Below are 12219 nucleotides of genomic sequence, written 5' to 3'. Positions count from 1 at the left end.
ATGCGCAGGCTGCTCCGTACCGTCGTACGCCGTCCGTCGCGACCGGCGCGGGGCCGGCTGCTGGCCGTCGCCGCCACGCTGGCGTTCCTGCTGCTACCGGCGACCGCGGCAACGGCCGCTGCGGTGGAGCCGTCGGTGCCCTACTGGGTGGTGCCGGGGGAACCCGGCACGGAGAGCGACCTAACCCTGCCCGGGGTGGCCGACCGGACGCTCGGCGAGAGCCGGCGCTGGCCGGAACTCTTCGCGCTCAACAAGGGCCGGACACAGCCGGACGGTCTCGCGCTGACCGATCCGGCGCAGCCGATCCGGGCCGGCTGGGTCTTCGTCCTGCCCGAGGGCGCGACCTCCGGCGAGATCCGGATCGGCACGCCGCCGACGGCCGTGCCGCCGGCCAACCAGCAGCCCGACGCGCCGCCGGGCGACCAGCCCGCCACGCCGCCGGCCGGTCAGCAGGCCGGCGCACCATCGGCCGGTGAGCCGCGGCCGCCGGCGACGGCGGCGGCCCGGCCGGCCGCGATCCAGGAAGGTGCTGGAACGCGCATCCTCGGTCTCCCACCGCTGGTGGCGGTGCTGATCGGCGTGGCCGTCCTGCTGGTGGCGGCCGCCGTCGCGCTGGTGCCGCTCCTGCTGCGCGGGCGCCGTCCCACCACCGTGGCGCCGCCGCCGTCGGCGCCGCCGGGCTCCCGGGCGGTCCTGGACCGCGCACTGCGGCAGCTCGCCACGCAGGCCAGCCACGCCCAGGTGTACGCGGCACTGATCGGCCCCGATCGGGTGTCGCTGCGCCTGGCGCCCGCGCTGCCGGAGGCCCCGCCCCCGTGGCAGGCCCGGCAGCGGGGGGCCATCTGGGATGCGCCGAGCTGGCAGCTCGACCAGGGCGGTGACGGCCGGTCCGCCCTGCCGCTGCTCGCCACGGTGGGCACGGTCGGCGGTGAATTGGCCGTGGTCAACCTGGGACGTGCGCCGGGGATCGTCGCGCTCACCGGTGACGAGGCGGGTGCGCTGCGCATCGCGGGAGCCTTCCTCGACGACATCAGCGGCGATCCGGCGGCGGCGTCCGTGGCGATCACCGTCGTCGGCCCGCCACCCCAGCTCTGGCCGCGTCCCGGGCGGGTCCGCGTCACCGCCGACGTACGGGAGGCGGTGCCGCCGGCCGGTGGCGCCGTCGACGACTCCCCGTCGGGCGCGATGCGCGACCACCTCGTGATGGTCACCGCCTCGATCCCGCCGGCCGAGTTGGAGCGGCTGGGTGCGCTGGCGGCGGTCTCGGGCAACACCGCGGCCGTGCTGGTCGTGGGCGACGCGCCGAACGCGGCGTGGCGCTTCGAGGTCCGCGCCGACGGCTCGCTCGACGTCGGGGTGCTCGGGCTGGACCTCGACCGTCCCACCCCGCGCGGCCGCCTCGCCTCGGTCACCCGGGGCTGAGGTGGGCCCCTCCTGCCCGTTTCCCGTCGACGAAGGGTGTGGCGATGACGACACTCATTCCCCGTACGCTCCTCGGCTCCGTGGCGCTCGCCGTGGCGCTGCTCGCGACCGGGTGCACGACCACGGTGACCGACCCGGTCGGCGTGCCGCGCCCGGACAGCGGCACGACCGGCGCGCCGGCCGCGGCGCAGAACGATCTCGGTCGGCGCAGCCCCGACGGCGGCTACTGGCCCGCGTCGGTGCAGCTCGGCGACAATCCCGAGCTGGGGCCGGTGGTCCTCGACGGGCAGGGCTTCACCCTCTACCGGTTCGACAACGACGAGGCCGCGCCGTCCCGGTCGACCTGCGTCGAGGGTTGCCTGATGCGGTGGCTGCCGGTGCTGGTCAGCGAGAAGATCACGTTCGCGAACCTCGACCCCGCCAAGCTCGGCGCCGCGCCCCGGCCGGACGGCACCCAGCAGGTGACGGTGGGCGGCTGGCCCGTCTACCGCTTCGCCGAGGACCAGGTGCCCGGCCAGATCTCCGGACAGGGCGTCGACGGGGCCTGGTTCGTGGTCGCCCCGGACGGCGGCAAGGCCGCCGCGCCGACGGAGGGCGATAGTTGACCTCGCAAACAAGTGACGGAAGAAACACATTGGTCCGTGATCTCCCATGCACGAAGAGCACTCGCGCATCCTGTCTGGGCACCGATCGAGATCGGCATCGTGGGCCAGCAGAGGGTGGTAGGTATGGCGGGTGCGAAACCCGTTCGTCGGCAAGAGGTGGCAGATGAAGCCCTGGTCCGATCCCTGTACGAGGAACACGGTCGCGCGATGCTCGCGTACGCGACGCAGTTGACCCGGGACCGCGCGGCCGCGGAGGACGTCGTCCAGGAGGCGCTGGTGCGGGCGTGGCGGCACCCGGACAGCCTGGTCAACGGCAAGGGTTCGGTGCGGGGCTGGCTGCTCACCGTCGTGCGCAACATCGTCACCGACACCGTGCGCGCCCGTCGGGCACGGCCCACCGAGGTGCCGGAGAGCCCCACCGACGTCGCTGTCGAACGGGACCACGCCGAGCAGGTGGTGGCCTCGGTGGTGGTGGTGGACGCGCTCAATCGCCTGTCCCAGGAGCACCGCGAGGTGCTCCAACAGGTATACCTACTGGGGAGTACAGTCGCGGAAGCCGCGAAGGCGTTGGGCATCCCGCCGGGCACGGTCAAGTCACGCTCCTACTACGCACTCCGGGCGCTACGCGACATCGCGGGCCGCCCAGCCGGGGTGGAACGGTCTGCCTCATGAAATCCGACAGCTCGATGCCGGCCAGTGACCACGTGGACATCGGCGGCTACCTGATGGGCACGCTCGACGAGGAGCAGGTCCGGCAGGTGGAGGAACACCTGGCGGGCTGCGCGGAGTGCCGGGCCGAGGTCGAGTCGCTCCAGGAGTGGCAGGCCGCGCTCGACGCCGTACCGGAGGCGATGCTGCTCGACGGGCCACCGGAGGGTGGCGACCTGCTGCTGCAACGGACCCTGCGGCAGATCCGCAGCGAATCGGCCGGCCGCCGTCAGCGCCGCGGGCTGCTGCTGAGCACCGCGGCGGCCGTGGCCGTGGCGGCCGCCATCTCGGGCGGCGTCGTGCTGGGCCGTGCCACCGGGGACGCCCCGGACACCAGCGCCCAGCCCGCGCCCACGGCCACCATGACCGCCACCGACCCGGCGACCCGGAACGCCAGCGCCGCCGACCCGACCACCGGCGCCCGGATCACGGTCGCCGTGACGCCCGCCGCCGGCTGGGTACGCGTCAACGCGGCCGTCTCCGGCGTACCCGAGGGGGAACGCTGCCGCCTCATGGTGATCGGCAAGGACGGGAGCACCGTGATGGCGGGCAGTTGGTTGGTGTCCGCGAAGGGAGCGGCCGACGGCACCACGCTCGACGGCAGCGCCCTCATCGACCCCGCCCAGGTCGAGGCCGTCCGGGTGGAGACCACGGACGGCAAGGCGTACGCCACGGTCACGCTCTAGCGGGCCCGCGGCGCGACCCGCCGGCCGGGGCGGTTCGCGCCCCGGCCCTACCGGTACCGCTGAAGGCACAGCGCGGTCCCGCCGCCCGCGAAGCCGTCCCGGAACGCCTCCACGCGCGCGAACCCGGAGGGGATTCCCGCACCGTTGACGTCCGCGGCGATCAGGCTCCGCGAGCCGAGCATCTCCGCCACCGCCTCGTCCAGGTCGCCGGGTGAGAGTTGCAGGACCGCGCCCCGGCCCACCACGATCGTGGCCGCCCAGGCGCCGGTCAGACACGCGGTGCGGTGCGCCGTGGCCAGGCCGGTGAGGGGATAGCCGGCCGCGTGCTGCGCGGCGAGCGCGTACCGGGAGGCGACCTCGGCGAACGCCGCGAAGTCCCCGAGGCCGCCGGCCGTTCCCTGCTCGGGCGGGCTGCCGATGCGCGCGAGGTCGGCCACGTCGATCCCCACGGTGTTCGTCCGCGGGCAGTACGAGGCGGGGGCCGTGCCGGTCACCTCGGGACACACCGGCGACCTCGGGTCGACCGTCGGCCACGCGGCGCCCGGCCGGTCGAACGCGGCGCGCAGCGTCTGCTGGAGCGCCCGCAGGGCGTCCCGGTCGTCCACCGGGAGGTTCCCGCCGCCCCCGCCGAGCGGCGACACCTGGCCGGTGGGCGGCTGCGTGATCCGCCGCCGGACCTCCTCCTCGTCCATCCGGGCGCACCGGGCCGGGCCCTCGCCGAAGCCGAACTGGAACGCCGAGACCCGGTCGAACGCATTGCCGTGGGCCCCCTCCGCGTCGAAGCCCATGCCGGCCGCGTCGCGGATGAAGAAGAGCGTGGCGAGGATCTGGTTGAGACCCGGCCCCGTGGAGAGCCGGAAGTGGGGGGCGCTGCCCTCGGCGACCCAGCGGAAGAAGTTCCCCGCGTAGCAGTCCGCCTGCTGCTCCTTGAGAATCGACGTGCTTCGGCCGTCGACCGTGCCGAGGCGGGACTGCACGGCGTGCCCCACCTCGTGGGCGAGCACCGCCACCACCGCCATCGGCCCGAAGGAGTCGTCGAGGGTCGGCAGCAGTTGCCCGCGGTCCCAGGCGACCGAGTCGTCGGAGCCGCAGTAGAAGGCGTTGACCGCTCCCGCCGTGCCGGTGCCGCAGACCGTCGTGTCGGGTCCCGTGGAGTCGTACGACACCAGGCCGGCGAGGGGTTCGAAGCGACGGCCGAAGGTGGCCGGCAACTCGTCCGTCCAGTACCGCTGGACGTCGTCGACGGCGTTGCGGGCGAGCCGGTCCACGCCGCCGCCGTCGCCACCGGCGGCCACCAGCGGCGAGTCGGCCACGCCCGGCCGAGGCCCACTCTCACCGGTGGTGATCTCCAGACCGGCGACCGTGGTGGCGCTCCACCGTTCGGCGTCCCCCGTGCCGCTCACGGACCGGACGCACCCGCTCAGCAGGACGGCCGCCGCGAGGGCCGACCCCACGAGGGCAGCCCGCCTCCTGCGAATCGTCATCCACCCGTACCTCTCGCTCCTGGGGGACACCGGCCGCGCCGCGGCGCGGCAGGGTACGACGAGACGGGTGTGCCGGCCCGGCGCGAAGCCGGACCGGCACACCCGTCGCCGGAACGTGGGTCAGTTGAAGCGGACCGAGGCGACGGCGTCGTCGAAGCCGATCGCGGCCAGGTCGGCCACGTCACCGTTGACGACCACCGAGCGGCCGGTGCAGTTCGAGCCCGTCCAGAGCTTCAGCGAGCCGGGCGCGGCCACGGACGAGGCGACGCCGGGGCGGCTCAGGTTCTGGCAGCCGCTGCCGGCGACACCCTGGGATGCGCCGTTGTCGCTGAAGTTCGCGTCGTCGAAGAGAACGGCGCTGGTGGCGGGCGGAGCCGTCGGCGCACCGGTGCCGGGGGCGGTCTGGTCGCCGGCCGGAACGCCGGCCTTGCCACCGGTGGGGGTCACGCCGAACCAGGTGCCGCCGACGCCCTGCCCGAGGGTGTCGCCGCGCTTGGTGTCCTTCGCGAAGCGGTAGACGGGCCAGCCGTTGATGGTGACCTGCCGGGTGCCGTCGGCGCGCCGGACGGTGCCGACGGCCGACTTCTTGATGCCCGCGATGAAGATCTTGCCGCCCGGTGCGACGGTCACCGGCGGCCAGGTCACCGCGCAGTCACCGTTGCAGTTCGAGGTGGGCGGGTTGTTGCTGTCCTTGTCGAAGCGGTAGAGCGTCAGTCCCGCCCCGTTGACCACCACGGGGTCGAGGTCACCGGCCCGGCTCGCGGTCAACTGGACCCACTTCTGCGCCGTCTGGCGTACGGCCTCCGGGGCGACACCGCCGTTCGGCACCGCCCAGTCACCCGTCCCGGCCGGCGAGTTGTTGGACTTCGCGGTGCCGGAGAGCAGCGAGAGGTCTCCCGCGCCGGCCCCCTCGGCGGACGGCGCGGCCGGGCTGGTGGCCACCGCGTCGGCACGCGCCGGCTGCGGCGCCTCCTGGGTCGAGCCGCACGCGGTGAGCGTCGCCATGCCGGCGGCCAACAGGGCGACGAAGGGCACGAAGTGCTTGCGCATCATGTCGGGGTCTCCAGGGTGTCTACCCGGTTCCAGGACGTCCGGAAGCGGTTCGGCATCCACACGGGGCCCGATCCGAAACGGTTCAGCACCCGTCACCTCCACCTACCTGGTGGGTGAGAAGATCACTCATGCCCGTGACCAATCCCTGGCTCGCCGGACCGGCCCCTCGGAAGCGGCTCGACCGGCACCGCCTCGACGAACGCATCCTCAACCTGTTGTCGTCGCAGAACATGTGCGTCCTCGCCACGTCCGGGCCGGACGGTCCACTCGCGACTCCCGTCCGCTACTTCCACCTCGACTTCGCGCTGATGTTCACGACGTACGCCGCCTCCCCGAAGATGCGTAACATCGCGGCGGACCCGCGGGTCTCGATCGGTGTCTTCGCGCCGCTGGTCGGGCAGGCCAGCAGTCGAGGCGCCCAGATCTTCGGCCGGGCGCGGGTGCTGGCACCCGGCGATCCCGACCGGGAGCACTACTGGGCGGCCGTCCGCTGGCAGTCCGACCACGTGGAACGCTCCCGTTCCCTGGACGAGCCACCGGCCGACCCGCTCGTGGTCGTCGAGGCCGACCGCATCGTCTACACGGAACACTGGCTGCGCCGCGACGGGTACGCGCCACGCCAGTTCTGGCGGCGCCCGAACGCCGGCTGACGGGTGGTGAACGGGCCGTCGCCTGGGTAGGGAGAGGGCATGGCGGACATACCTCGACTGACCCTCACCACCACCGTGCTGGACGCCCCGGACGCCCGGGAGCTCGCCGCGTTCTACGAACGCCTGCTCGGCTGGTCGCGCGACGAGGACGAGCCGGACTGGGTCGTGCTGCGCGCGACCGGCGGTGGCGCCGGCCTCGCCTTCCAGACCGAGCCGGCCTACGTACGGCCGGTGTGGCCGGCCGGCCCCGGCGATCCGCAGATGATGGCCCACCTCGACATCAAGGTCGAGGACCTCGACGCGGGGTCGGCGCACGCGGTGGCCGCGGGCGCCACCGTGGCGGACTTCCAACCCCAGGAGCACGTACGCGTACACCTGGACCCGGCCGGCCACCCGTTCTGCCTGTACGTCTGACCGCCGGCCGGCTGGTCAGCGGTTCGCCAGCCACTCCTCCAGCTCGTGCACGTACTGCGGCGCCCACTTCGGCGTCCACCGCAGGAAGTAGACGCTCATCGACAACGCGTGGAGGACGTGACCCAGCCGGACCCGCTCCTCCCAGTCGTCGGGCAGCGGGCACACCTCGTCGTACGCGGCGAGGAACGCGGCCCGCCCCTCGGCGAACCCGGCGAAGACGTGCTCGTCCAGTTTCCCGAAGTCGAGGAAGCGGTCCGCGTAGCGGCCGTGCTCGAAGTCGAGCAGGCAGGCGATCCGCCCGCCGCGCAGGACGACGTTCTGGCGCCACAGGTCGCCGTGGGTCAGCGACGGCACCGCGGCCGGGGAGACGGCGTCGACGGCGCGGTGGACCGCCCTGGACAGGTGGTCGCGGCCGACCGACGTGAGGTCGTCGGGCGCCTGCGCCAGCAGGGAGTCGGTGAGGGCGTGCAGGAACGTGTGGACGTCCGGATGCCTCTCGGTGCCGAGCACGTCGCCGAACCACGGACCGGAGCAGGCGTGGACCCGGCCCACGAGGTGCCCGAGGTCACGGGTGAACGTCCGCCGTTCCGCGGTGTCCATCGCCTCCCACGCCTCGTCGGCCGGTGTGCCGTCCTGGTACTCCTGTACGAGCAGCGGCGCGTCGAGGACCGCGCTCCGGGCCACGAAGGCCCGGTAGCGCACCACGGGAACGCCGCCCTCGGCGGCGCGCCGGGTGGTGGCGACCAGCCGCCGGAGGTGCTCCGGATCCGTGTCCCGCACCGGGGTCTTGATCAGCAGCGGGCCTTCGTCGGTGTCGGCGACCCACTGCCTGCTCGTGTAGCCGGCGTCGAGGGGCCGGACGCCCGCCACGCGGATGCCGGGGCAGGCGTCGACCAGCGCGCCGCGGACGGCCTCGATCCGGATTGGTTGCCGGGTGGTGACCGTGCCGCTCTCCCCCATGGGCAGAGTGTGCCGGAGGCGCTTCGAGCGCCGGCGGGGGGCTGCCGGGTCGGCGGGGTGCGTCCGCCGCCGCGCGGGTGGCGGACGGCCCCGGCCGGTGTGGGGGTCAGGCTGCGCGGAGCGCGGCGAGCACGGCCCGGGAGTGGGCCCGCATGGCGGGGACGGCCTGCTGCGCGGGGGCGGGCAGCGCCGAGAGGATCAGCTCGACCTCGGCCTCCGTGCCGACCTCGTCGAACAGGCCGATGAGGAGGCCCGCGCCGGCCGGCGGCGTCGTGGCGATGACCTTCAGCGCGAAGGCCTCCCACGCCTCCGGCGTGATGTGCGTCCGCAGCGCGGGGAAGAGCAGGGGCTCCTCGTGCTCCAGGTGCCGGTGGACGAGGTCCCGTACGGCCGCCGCCGCCGTCGCGAGCTCGCTCCGGTCGCTCTCCGCGGTGACCGGCGCGGCGGCCAGCGCGTCGAGCGCGCGGTCCAGGGCGTCGTGCTCGTCGCTGAGGTCTTCGAGGGGCTTCGCCGTGCCGGGCGCCGCCGCCTCGATCAGCGGCCAGAGGTCGTGGTCCTCGCTCTCGTGGTGGTGGCGCAGGGTCGCCACCAGGAAGTCGCGCAGCTCGGTGAGGGCCGCGACGTCGGCGGCGGGACGCGTGGCCGCCTCGGCGAGCAGCGTCGTGGCCCGTCGGTGCGTGTCGTGGGTGAGCCGTGTCTCGATTACCGAACGTGGCTCCGATGCCGTGATCATAGTGCCGAGCGTAGTTCGTTAGAGGCTTATTTACTCAATAGAAGGCACTGTAATGTGGGCTAGACTACGTCGCGATGGCCAGCACTTATCACTCCCCTCGACGGCTGGACGCCGCCGCCGCGACCCGCTCCGCGATCCTGTCGAACGCCCGCGCCCTGTTCCTCGAACGGGGCTATGCGGTGGTCACCGTCAGCGACATCGCCAGGGCCGCTCGGGTCGCCGTGCCCACCGTGTACGCCAGCGCGGGCGGCAAGGCGGCCATCCTGTCCGCGCTCATCCAACCGGCGATCGAGGATTCGGTCGTCGCCGAGACACTCGCGGCCGTGGCGACGACGGAGGATCCCGGCCAGATCGTCGACCTCGTGGCCGAGGGCACCCGCCGCGACCACGAGCGGCACTGGGAGACCCTGTACGGCCTGTTGCGCCACACGCCCGGCGAGGCCGCGGCGCGCGAGGTGGTGGAGGCGGGGATCCGGTCGTACGTCGAGGCCCTGGGCACGGTCGCCGACCGGCTCGCGGCCCTGGGCGCCCTGGCTCCCGACATCGATCGGGCGGAGGCGCTCGACCTGCTGTGGTTCCACCTCGGCCAGCCGGCGTGGTTCACCCTCGTGGGGGACCGGGGCTGGACCTTCGACCGGGCGCAGGCGTGGCTGGCCGCCGCGGCCCGGCGTGCGGTCCTGGCCGATCCGGGCGTACGCGAGAAGCCGTAGGGTCGGCGGGTGCGGGCCTCGACGGCGAGGTCCAACACCCGCCGGGCCGGTCAGCGGCCGGCCTGCATGGCGAAGACCTCGTCGTAGACACCGGTCACCTCGGCGAAACGTTGCCGCTTGACCCGCTCGACCAGGATCTGCCGGGCGTCGGGCTGCGACTCCAGCAGGCTCACGGTCTCGGAGACCAGGTCGTCCAGGGGCATGGCGCGCGGGTTGTTCTCGCTGTTCATGAGCGTCGTCTGGGTCAGCGGGGGCGCGAGCTCGATGACCTGCACCGACGTCTCCCGAAGTTGCTCGCGCAGGCTCTCTCGGTGTAGGAGTGGACGGCCGCCTTGGTCGCGCTGTAGGTCGGCGTGATCGCCATCGGCACGTACGCCAGGCCGGACGTCACGGTGAGGATCGCCGCCTCCGGCCGCGTGACGAGGAACGGCGCGAACGCGTCGACCAGCCGGATCGTGCCGAGCAGATTGGTCTCGACGGTTCGCTCGGCGATCTCGAGCGAGCCGGGGTCGAGCACCTTCTCCGGAAGCATGATGCCGGACATGGTCACGAGCACGTTGAGCTCGGGGTGCTTCGCCGTCACCGTGGCGGACAGCTCCCGGATCGAGGCGGGTCGGTGACGTCGAAGACCTCGCCCTCGATGCCCGGGTGCTCGGCGGCGATCTCATCGAGCAGTTGCCGGCGCCGACCCGCGATGATCACCTTGTTGCCCGCCTCGTGAAGGCGGATGCCGAGCGCGCGGCCGATGCCGGACGTGCCGCCGGCGATGAGGATGGTGTTCCCGTGGATTCGCATCTGTCTCGTCCTCCCGGAAGGGGTGGGTGTGCCCGCGTCGGCGGCGAAGCGTTATCGCCGCTAACGTTGTAGCGATGCTAACGCTAACTTGTTAGCGATGAAAATACGCGCGATAACAGACCGCTGTTACCTTGTCACGTGACTGAGCGAGAGGACGTACGCCAGCGGATCGTCGACGCGGCCACCAGCCTGCTGGAGTCGCAGGGCCGCCACGCGGTCACGACCCGGGCGGTGAGCGCTGCGGCGGGCGTCCAGCCGCCCACCATCTACCGGCTCTTCACCGACATGCGGGGCCTGCTCGAGGCGGCGGCGGCCACCGGGTTCGAGAGCTACCTGGCGGACAAGCAGGACCAGGCGCTGACCGACGACCCGGTCCGCGACCTGCGCACCGGGTGGGACCTGCACGTCCGGTTCGGTCTCGACCATCCGGCGCAGTACCTGCTGATGTACGGGGAGCCGGACCCCGGCCAACGCACGGCCGCCGCCGAACGCGCGATGCAGTGGCTGCGGATGCTCGTCGACCGCCTGGCCGCTGCCGGCCGGCTCGCCGTCAGCGCCGAGACCGCCGTACGCATGATCCACGCCGTCGGCACGGGGGTGACGCTCACCCTCATCGGGACCCCGCCGGAGGAGCGCGACCTCGACTTCTCCCGTCGACTGCGTGACGTGACGATCAACTCCATCACGGGGGCGGCGCCGGGGGACGGCCGTCACTACGCGCAGCGCGCGGCCGGCCTGAAGGCCACCCTCGACGAGGCGGACGAGCTGCTCACGCCCGGCGAGCGTGCCCTCCTCGGTGAGCTTCTCGACCGGCTCGCGGACGCCAGGGCACGCCGCTGATCCCCACTAGGCCCACTAGGCGCCGGTGACCTCGACGCCGAGCCACCCGGCGAGGTCGGCGATCTCGGCGCGGACCGCCGCGGCCGTCGACGCGGTGAACGGCACGTCCTCGTGGACGGCGTTGACGGTCAGGGTGCCGGCCCTGCGGTCGACCGTCGCGTCGAGCTTGCCGATGAGCCGGTCGCCGTGGAGGACGGGCAGCGCGAAGTAGCCCCACCGGCGCTTCTCCCGGGGCTTGTACATCTCGAGGACGTACTCGTAGCCGAACAGCTGCTCGGTCCGGACGCGGTCGTGGATCAGCCGGTCGAACGGCGAGAGCAGCGCGGTGCGCCCCTCGAACGGCAGGCCCACGTACGCCGGGTGGACGCGCCAGGTGCCCGGCGTGCCCTCGACGACGGCCTCCTCACCGGCTTCGCCCACGTACGGCGGCTCGCCCGGTATCTGGGGGCCGGCGGACCGGGCGATGCCGAGGGCCGCGAGCCGGCGCTCGTTGCGGACGCGGACCGCCGTGTCGAGGTCGAGCGTTGGCAGGTCGGCGGGGTAGACGCGCTCGGGAAGGTCCCAGTAGCGCTGGCGACCCCGGCGGCCGGAGATCGCGACGTGGCCGCGGAGGGCCATGGCTTCCAGCATCTTCGTGACGTTCCGGTTGTTGGTCCAGCCCGACGACGGCCACGGCACGACGCTCGTGTCGGGAATGTCCCGGGAGAGCAACGGGCCCTTCTCCCGCAACAGCGCCAGGATGTCGCGGCGGAACGGCTCGTTCTCCCGGAGCCACGCCTCGGTGGTGGGGTGCCCGGCGCCGTCGCGGATCTCGGCGATCACCGCGGCCAGGTCGCGCGGAGACCGGACGTACGCGACCGTCTCGACGAGCGTGCGGTCGGTCTCGATGGCCCTGGTCAGCGCGGCCGGGTCGTAGGTCGCGCCGAGCCGGCTCCACAGGACGAGGTCGGCGTTCGGCGCGATGGCCGCCGTGGGGTCGATCTGGAGGATCGTCAGGCGCTCGACGACGGCCACGAGGTCGGTCGGGCGCGGCGCGTCGAGCAGCTGCGCGTGGATCGCGATCCGGCGGGCCTCGGCCTTGGTCAGACGGTGGGGGGCCATGCCGCGACCCTAGTGCCGCCGGCTCCGAGCCGGCGCCCCCGCGGCACCGGCTCGGAGC

16 protein-coding genes are annotated in these 12219 nt (G+C 73.4%); 8 read left to right on the top strand and 8 right to left on the bottom strand.

Going from position 1 to position 12219, the window contains the following annotated elements; all coding sequences use genetic code 11:
• The 4 genes from ACSNOA_RS03460 to ACSNOA_RS03445 all read left to right on the top strand — a co-directional run bounded on the left by ACSNOA_RS03460 (position 1) and on the right by ACSNOA_RS03445 (position 3421).
• Complete coding sequence (locus ACSNOA_RS03460) at positions 1-1422, top strand: hypothetical protein (protein ID WP_436656124.1); 1422 nt, start codon at positions 1-3, stop codon at positions 1420-1422.
• Positions 1423-1466: 44 nt separating this feature from the next.
• The gene (locus tag ACSNOA_RS03455; protein WP_436656122.1) at positions 1467-2027 is read left to right on the top strand and encodes a hypothetical protein; all 561 of its coding nucleotides are present in this window, start codon (positions 1467-1469) and stop codon (positions 2025-2027) included.
• A 123-nt stretch (positions 2028-2150) separates the two neighbouring features.
• Positions 2151-2699, top strand: coding sequence for a sigma-70 family RNA polymerase sigma factor (locus ACSNOA_RS03450; protein WP_436656120.1), 549 nt, complete (start codon positions 2151-2153; stop codon positions 2697-2699).
• A complete protein-coding gene (locus ACSNOA_RS03445) occupies positions 2696-3421 on the top strand; it encodes a zf-HC2 domain-containing protein (protein ID WP_436656118.1) in 726 nt (241 codons plus the stop codon). The genes ACSNOA_RS03450 and ACSNOA_RS03445 overlap by 4 nt, the downstream gene beginning before the upstream one ends.
• A gap of 47 nt (positions 3422-3468) precedes the next feature.
• Here the strand turns inward: ACSNOA_RS03445 and ACSNOA_RS03440 are convergent, their stop codons facing one another.
• A complete protein-coding gene (locus ACSNOA_RS03440) occupies positions 3469-4905 on the bottom strand; it encodes a neutral zinc metallopeptidase (RefSeq protein ID WP_436656116.1) in 1437 nt (478 codons plus the stop codon).
• 120 nt (positions 4906-5025) lie between these two features.
• Positions 5026-5958 carry a hypothetical protein gene (locus ACSNOA_RS03435; RefSeq protein WP_436656114.1) on the bottom strand — a complete coding sequence of 311 codons (933 nt, stop codon included), beginning with the start codon at positions 5956-5958 and terminating at the stop codon, positions 5026-5028.
• A 128-nt stretch (positions 5959-6086) separates the two neighbouring features.
• Here ACSNOA_RS03435 and ACSNOA_RS03430 point away from each other — a divergent pair, with 128 nt between their 5' ends.
• Both ACSNOA_RS03430 and ACSNOA_RS03425 read left to right on the top strand, forming a co-directional pair.
• Positions 6087-6608: a pyridoxamine 5'-phosphate oxidase family protein gene (locus tag ACSNOA_RS03430; protein WP_436656112.1), complete on the top strand. Its 522-nt coding sequence runs from the start codon at positions 6087-6089 to the stop codon at positions 6606-6608.
• A 39-nt stretch (positions 6609-6647) separates the two neighbouring features.
• A complete protein-coding gene (locus tag ACSNOA_RS03425) occupies positions 6648-7022 on the top strand; it encodes a VOC family protein (protein WP_436656110.1) in 375 nt (124 codons plus the stop codon).
• 15 nt (positions 7023-7037) lie between these two features.
• On the opposite strand, the gene ACSNOA_RS03420 is transcribed toward ACSNOA_RS03425, so the two are convergent.
• Together ACSNOA_RS03420 and ACSNOA_RS03415 are read right to left on the bottom strand one after the other, a co-directional pair.
• Complete coding sequence (locus ACSNOA_RS03420; protein ID WP_436656108.1) at positions 7038-7982, bottom strand: phosphotransferase family protein; 945 nt, start codon at positions 7980-7982, stop codon at positions 7038-7040.
• 106 nt (positions 7983-8088) lie between these two features.
• Complete coding sequence (locus tag ACSNOA_RS03415) at positions 8089-8715, bottom strand: hemerythrin domain-containing protein (RefSeq protein WP_436656106.1); 627 nt, start codon at positions 8713-8715, stop codon at positions 8089-8091.
• 74 nt (positions 8716-8789) lie between these two features.
• On the opposite strand from ACSNOA_RS03415, the gene ACSNOA_RS03410 reads away from it, so the two are divergent.
• Complete coding sequence (locus ACSNOA_RS03410) at positions 8790-9425, top strand: TetR/AcrR family transcriptional regulator (RefSeq protein ID WP_436656104.1); 636 nt, start codon at positions 8790-8792, stop codon at positions 9423-9425.
• Between the two features lie 50 nt (positions 9426-9475).
• On the opposite strand, the gene ACSNOA_RS03405 is transcribed toward ACSNOA_RS03410, so the two are convergent.
• From ACSNOA_RS03405 to ACSNOA_RS03395, 3 genes are read right to left on the bottom strand one after another with little or no spacing between them, the layout of a single operon-like run.
• On the bottom strand, positions 9476-9700 hold the full coding sequence (locus ACSNOA_RS03405; protein WP_436656102.1) for a hypothetical protein: 225 nt from the start codon (positions 9698-9700) through the stop codon (positions 9476-9478).
• Positions 9670-10008: an SDR family NAD(P)-dependent oxidoreductase gene (locus tag ACSNOA_RS03400; protein ID WP_436656100.1), complete on the bottom strand. Its 339-nt coding sequence runs from the start codon at positions 10006-10008 to the stop codon at positions 9670-9672. Before ACSNOA_RS03400 ends, ACSNOA_RS03405 begins: the two co-directional genes overlap by 31 nt.
• Positions 10005-10220 (bottom strand): SDR family NAD(P)-dependent oxidoreductase, encoded by a 216-nt coding sequence (locus tag ACSNOA_RS03395; RefSeq protein ID WP_436656098.1) that lies wholly within the window; start codon positions 10218-10220, stop codon positions 10005-10007. Before ACSNOA_RS03395 ends, ACSNOA_RS03400 begins: the two co-directional genes overlap by 4 nt.
• A gap of 138 nt (positions 10221-10358) precedes the next feature.
• Here ACSNOA_RS03395 and ACSNOA_RS03390 point away from each other — a divergent pair, with 138 nt between their 5' ends.
• On the top strand, positions 10359-11060 hold the full coding sequence (locus ACSNOA_RS03390; protein WP_436656096.1) for a TetR/AcrR family transcriptional regulator: 702 nt from the start codon (positions 10359-10361) through the stop codon (positions 11058-11060).
• Between the two features lie 15 nt (positions 11061-11075).
• Here ACSNOA_RS03390 and ACSNOA_RS03385 read toward each other — a convergent pair whose 3' ends face one another.
• On the bottom strand, positions 11076-12161 hold the full coding sequence (locus ACSNOA_RS03385; RefSeq protein WP_436656094.1) for a DNA glycosylase AlkZ-like family protein: 1086 nt from the start codon (positions 12159-12161) through the stop codon (positions 11076-11078).
• Positions 12162-12219: the final 58 nt, after the last annotated feature.

This window comes from Micromonospora sp. URMC 103 (assembly GCF_051386435.1).
In the GTDB taxonomy this organism is placed as follows: Bacteria; Actinomycetota; Actinomycetes; order Mycobacteriales; family Micromonosporaceae; genus Micromonospora.
This window is presented reverse-complemented; position numbering and strand designations above follow the sequence as displayed.

Coding starts and splice junctions, on each gene's coding strand:
- ACSNOA_RS03460 (WP_436656124.1), top strand. CDS start 1: ATGCGCAGGCTGCTCCGTACCGTCGTACGCCGTCCGTCGCGACCGGCG.
- ACSNOA_RS03455 (WP_436656122.1), top strand. CDS start 1,467: ATGACGACACTCATTCCCCGTACGCTCCTCGGCTCCGTGGCGCTCGCC.
- ACSNOA_RS03450 (WP_436656120.1), top strand. CDS start 2,151: ATGGCGGGTGCGAAACCCGTTCGTCGGCAAGAGGTGGCAGATGAAGCC.
- ACSNOA_RS03445 (WP_436656118.1), top strand. CDS start 2,696: ATGAAATCCGACAGCTCGATGCCGGCCAGTGACCACGTGGACATCGGC.
- ACSNOA_RS03440 (WP_436656116.1), bottom strand. CDS start 4,905: ATGACGATTCGCAGGAGGCGGGCTGCCCTCGTGGGGTCGGCCCTCGCG.
- ACSNOA_RS03435 (WP_436656114.1), bottom strand. CDS start 5,958: ATGATGCGCAAGCACTTCGTGCCCTTCGTCGCCCTGTTGGCCGCCGGC.
- ACSNOA_RS03430 (WP_436656112.1), top strand. CDS start 6,087: ATGCCCGTGACCAATCCCTGGCTCGCCGGACCGGCCCCTCGGAAGCGG.
- ACSNOA_RS03425 (WP_436656110.1), top strand. CDS start 6,648: ATGGCGGACATACCTCGACTGACCCTCACCACCACCGTGCTGGACGCC.
- ACSNOA_RS03420 (WP_436656108.1), bottom strand. CDS start 7,982: ATGGGGGAGAGCGGCACGGTCACCACCCGGCAACCAATCCGGATCGAG.
- ACSNOA_RS03415 (WP_436656106.1), bottom strand. CDS start 8,715: ATGATCACGGCATCGGAGCCACGTTCGGTAATCGAGACACGGCTCACC.
- ACSNOA_RS03410 (WP_436656104.1), top strand. CDS start 8,790: ATGGCCAGCACTTATCACTCCCCTCGACGGCTGGACGCCGCCGCCGCG.
- ACSNOA_RS03395 (WP_436656098.1), bottom strand. CDS start 10,220: ATGCGAATCCACGGGAACACCATCCTCATCGCCGGCGGCACGTCCGGC.
- ACSNOA_RS03385 (WP_436656094.1), bottom strand. CDS start 12,161: ATGGCCCCCCACCGTCTGACCAAGGCCGAGGCCCGCCGGATCGCGATC.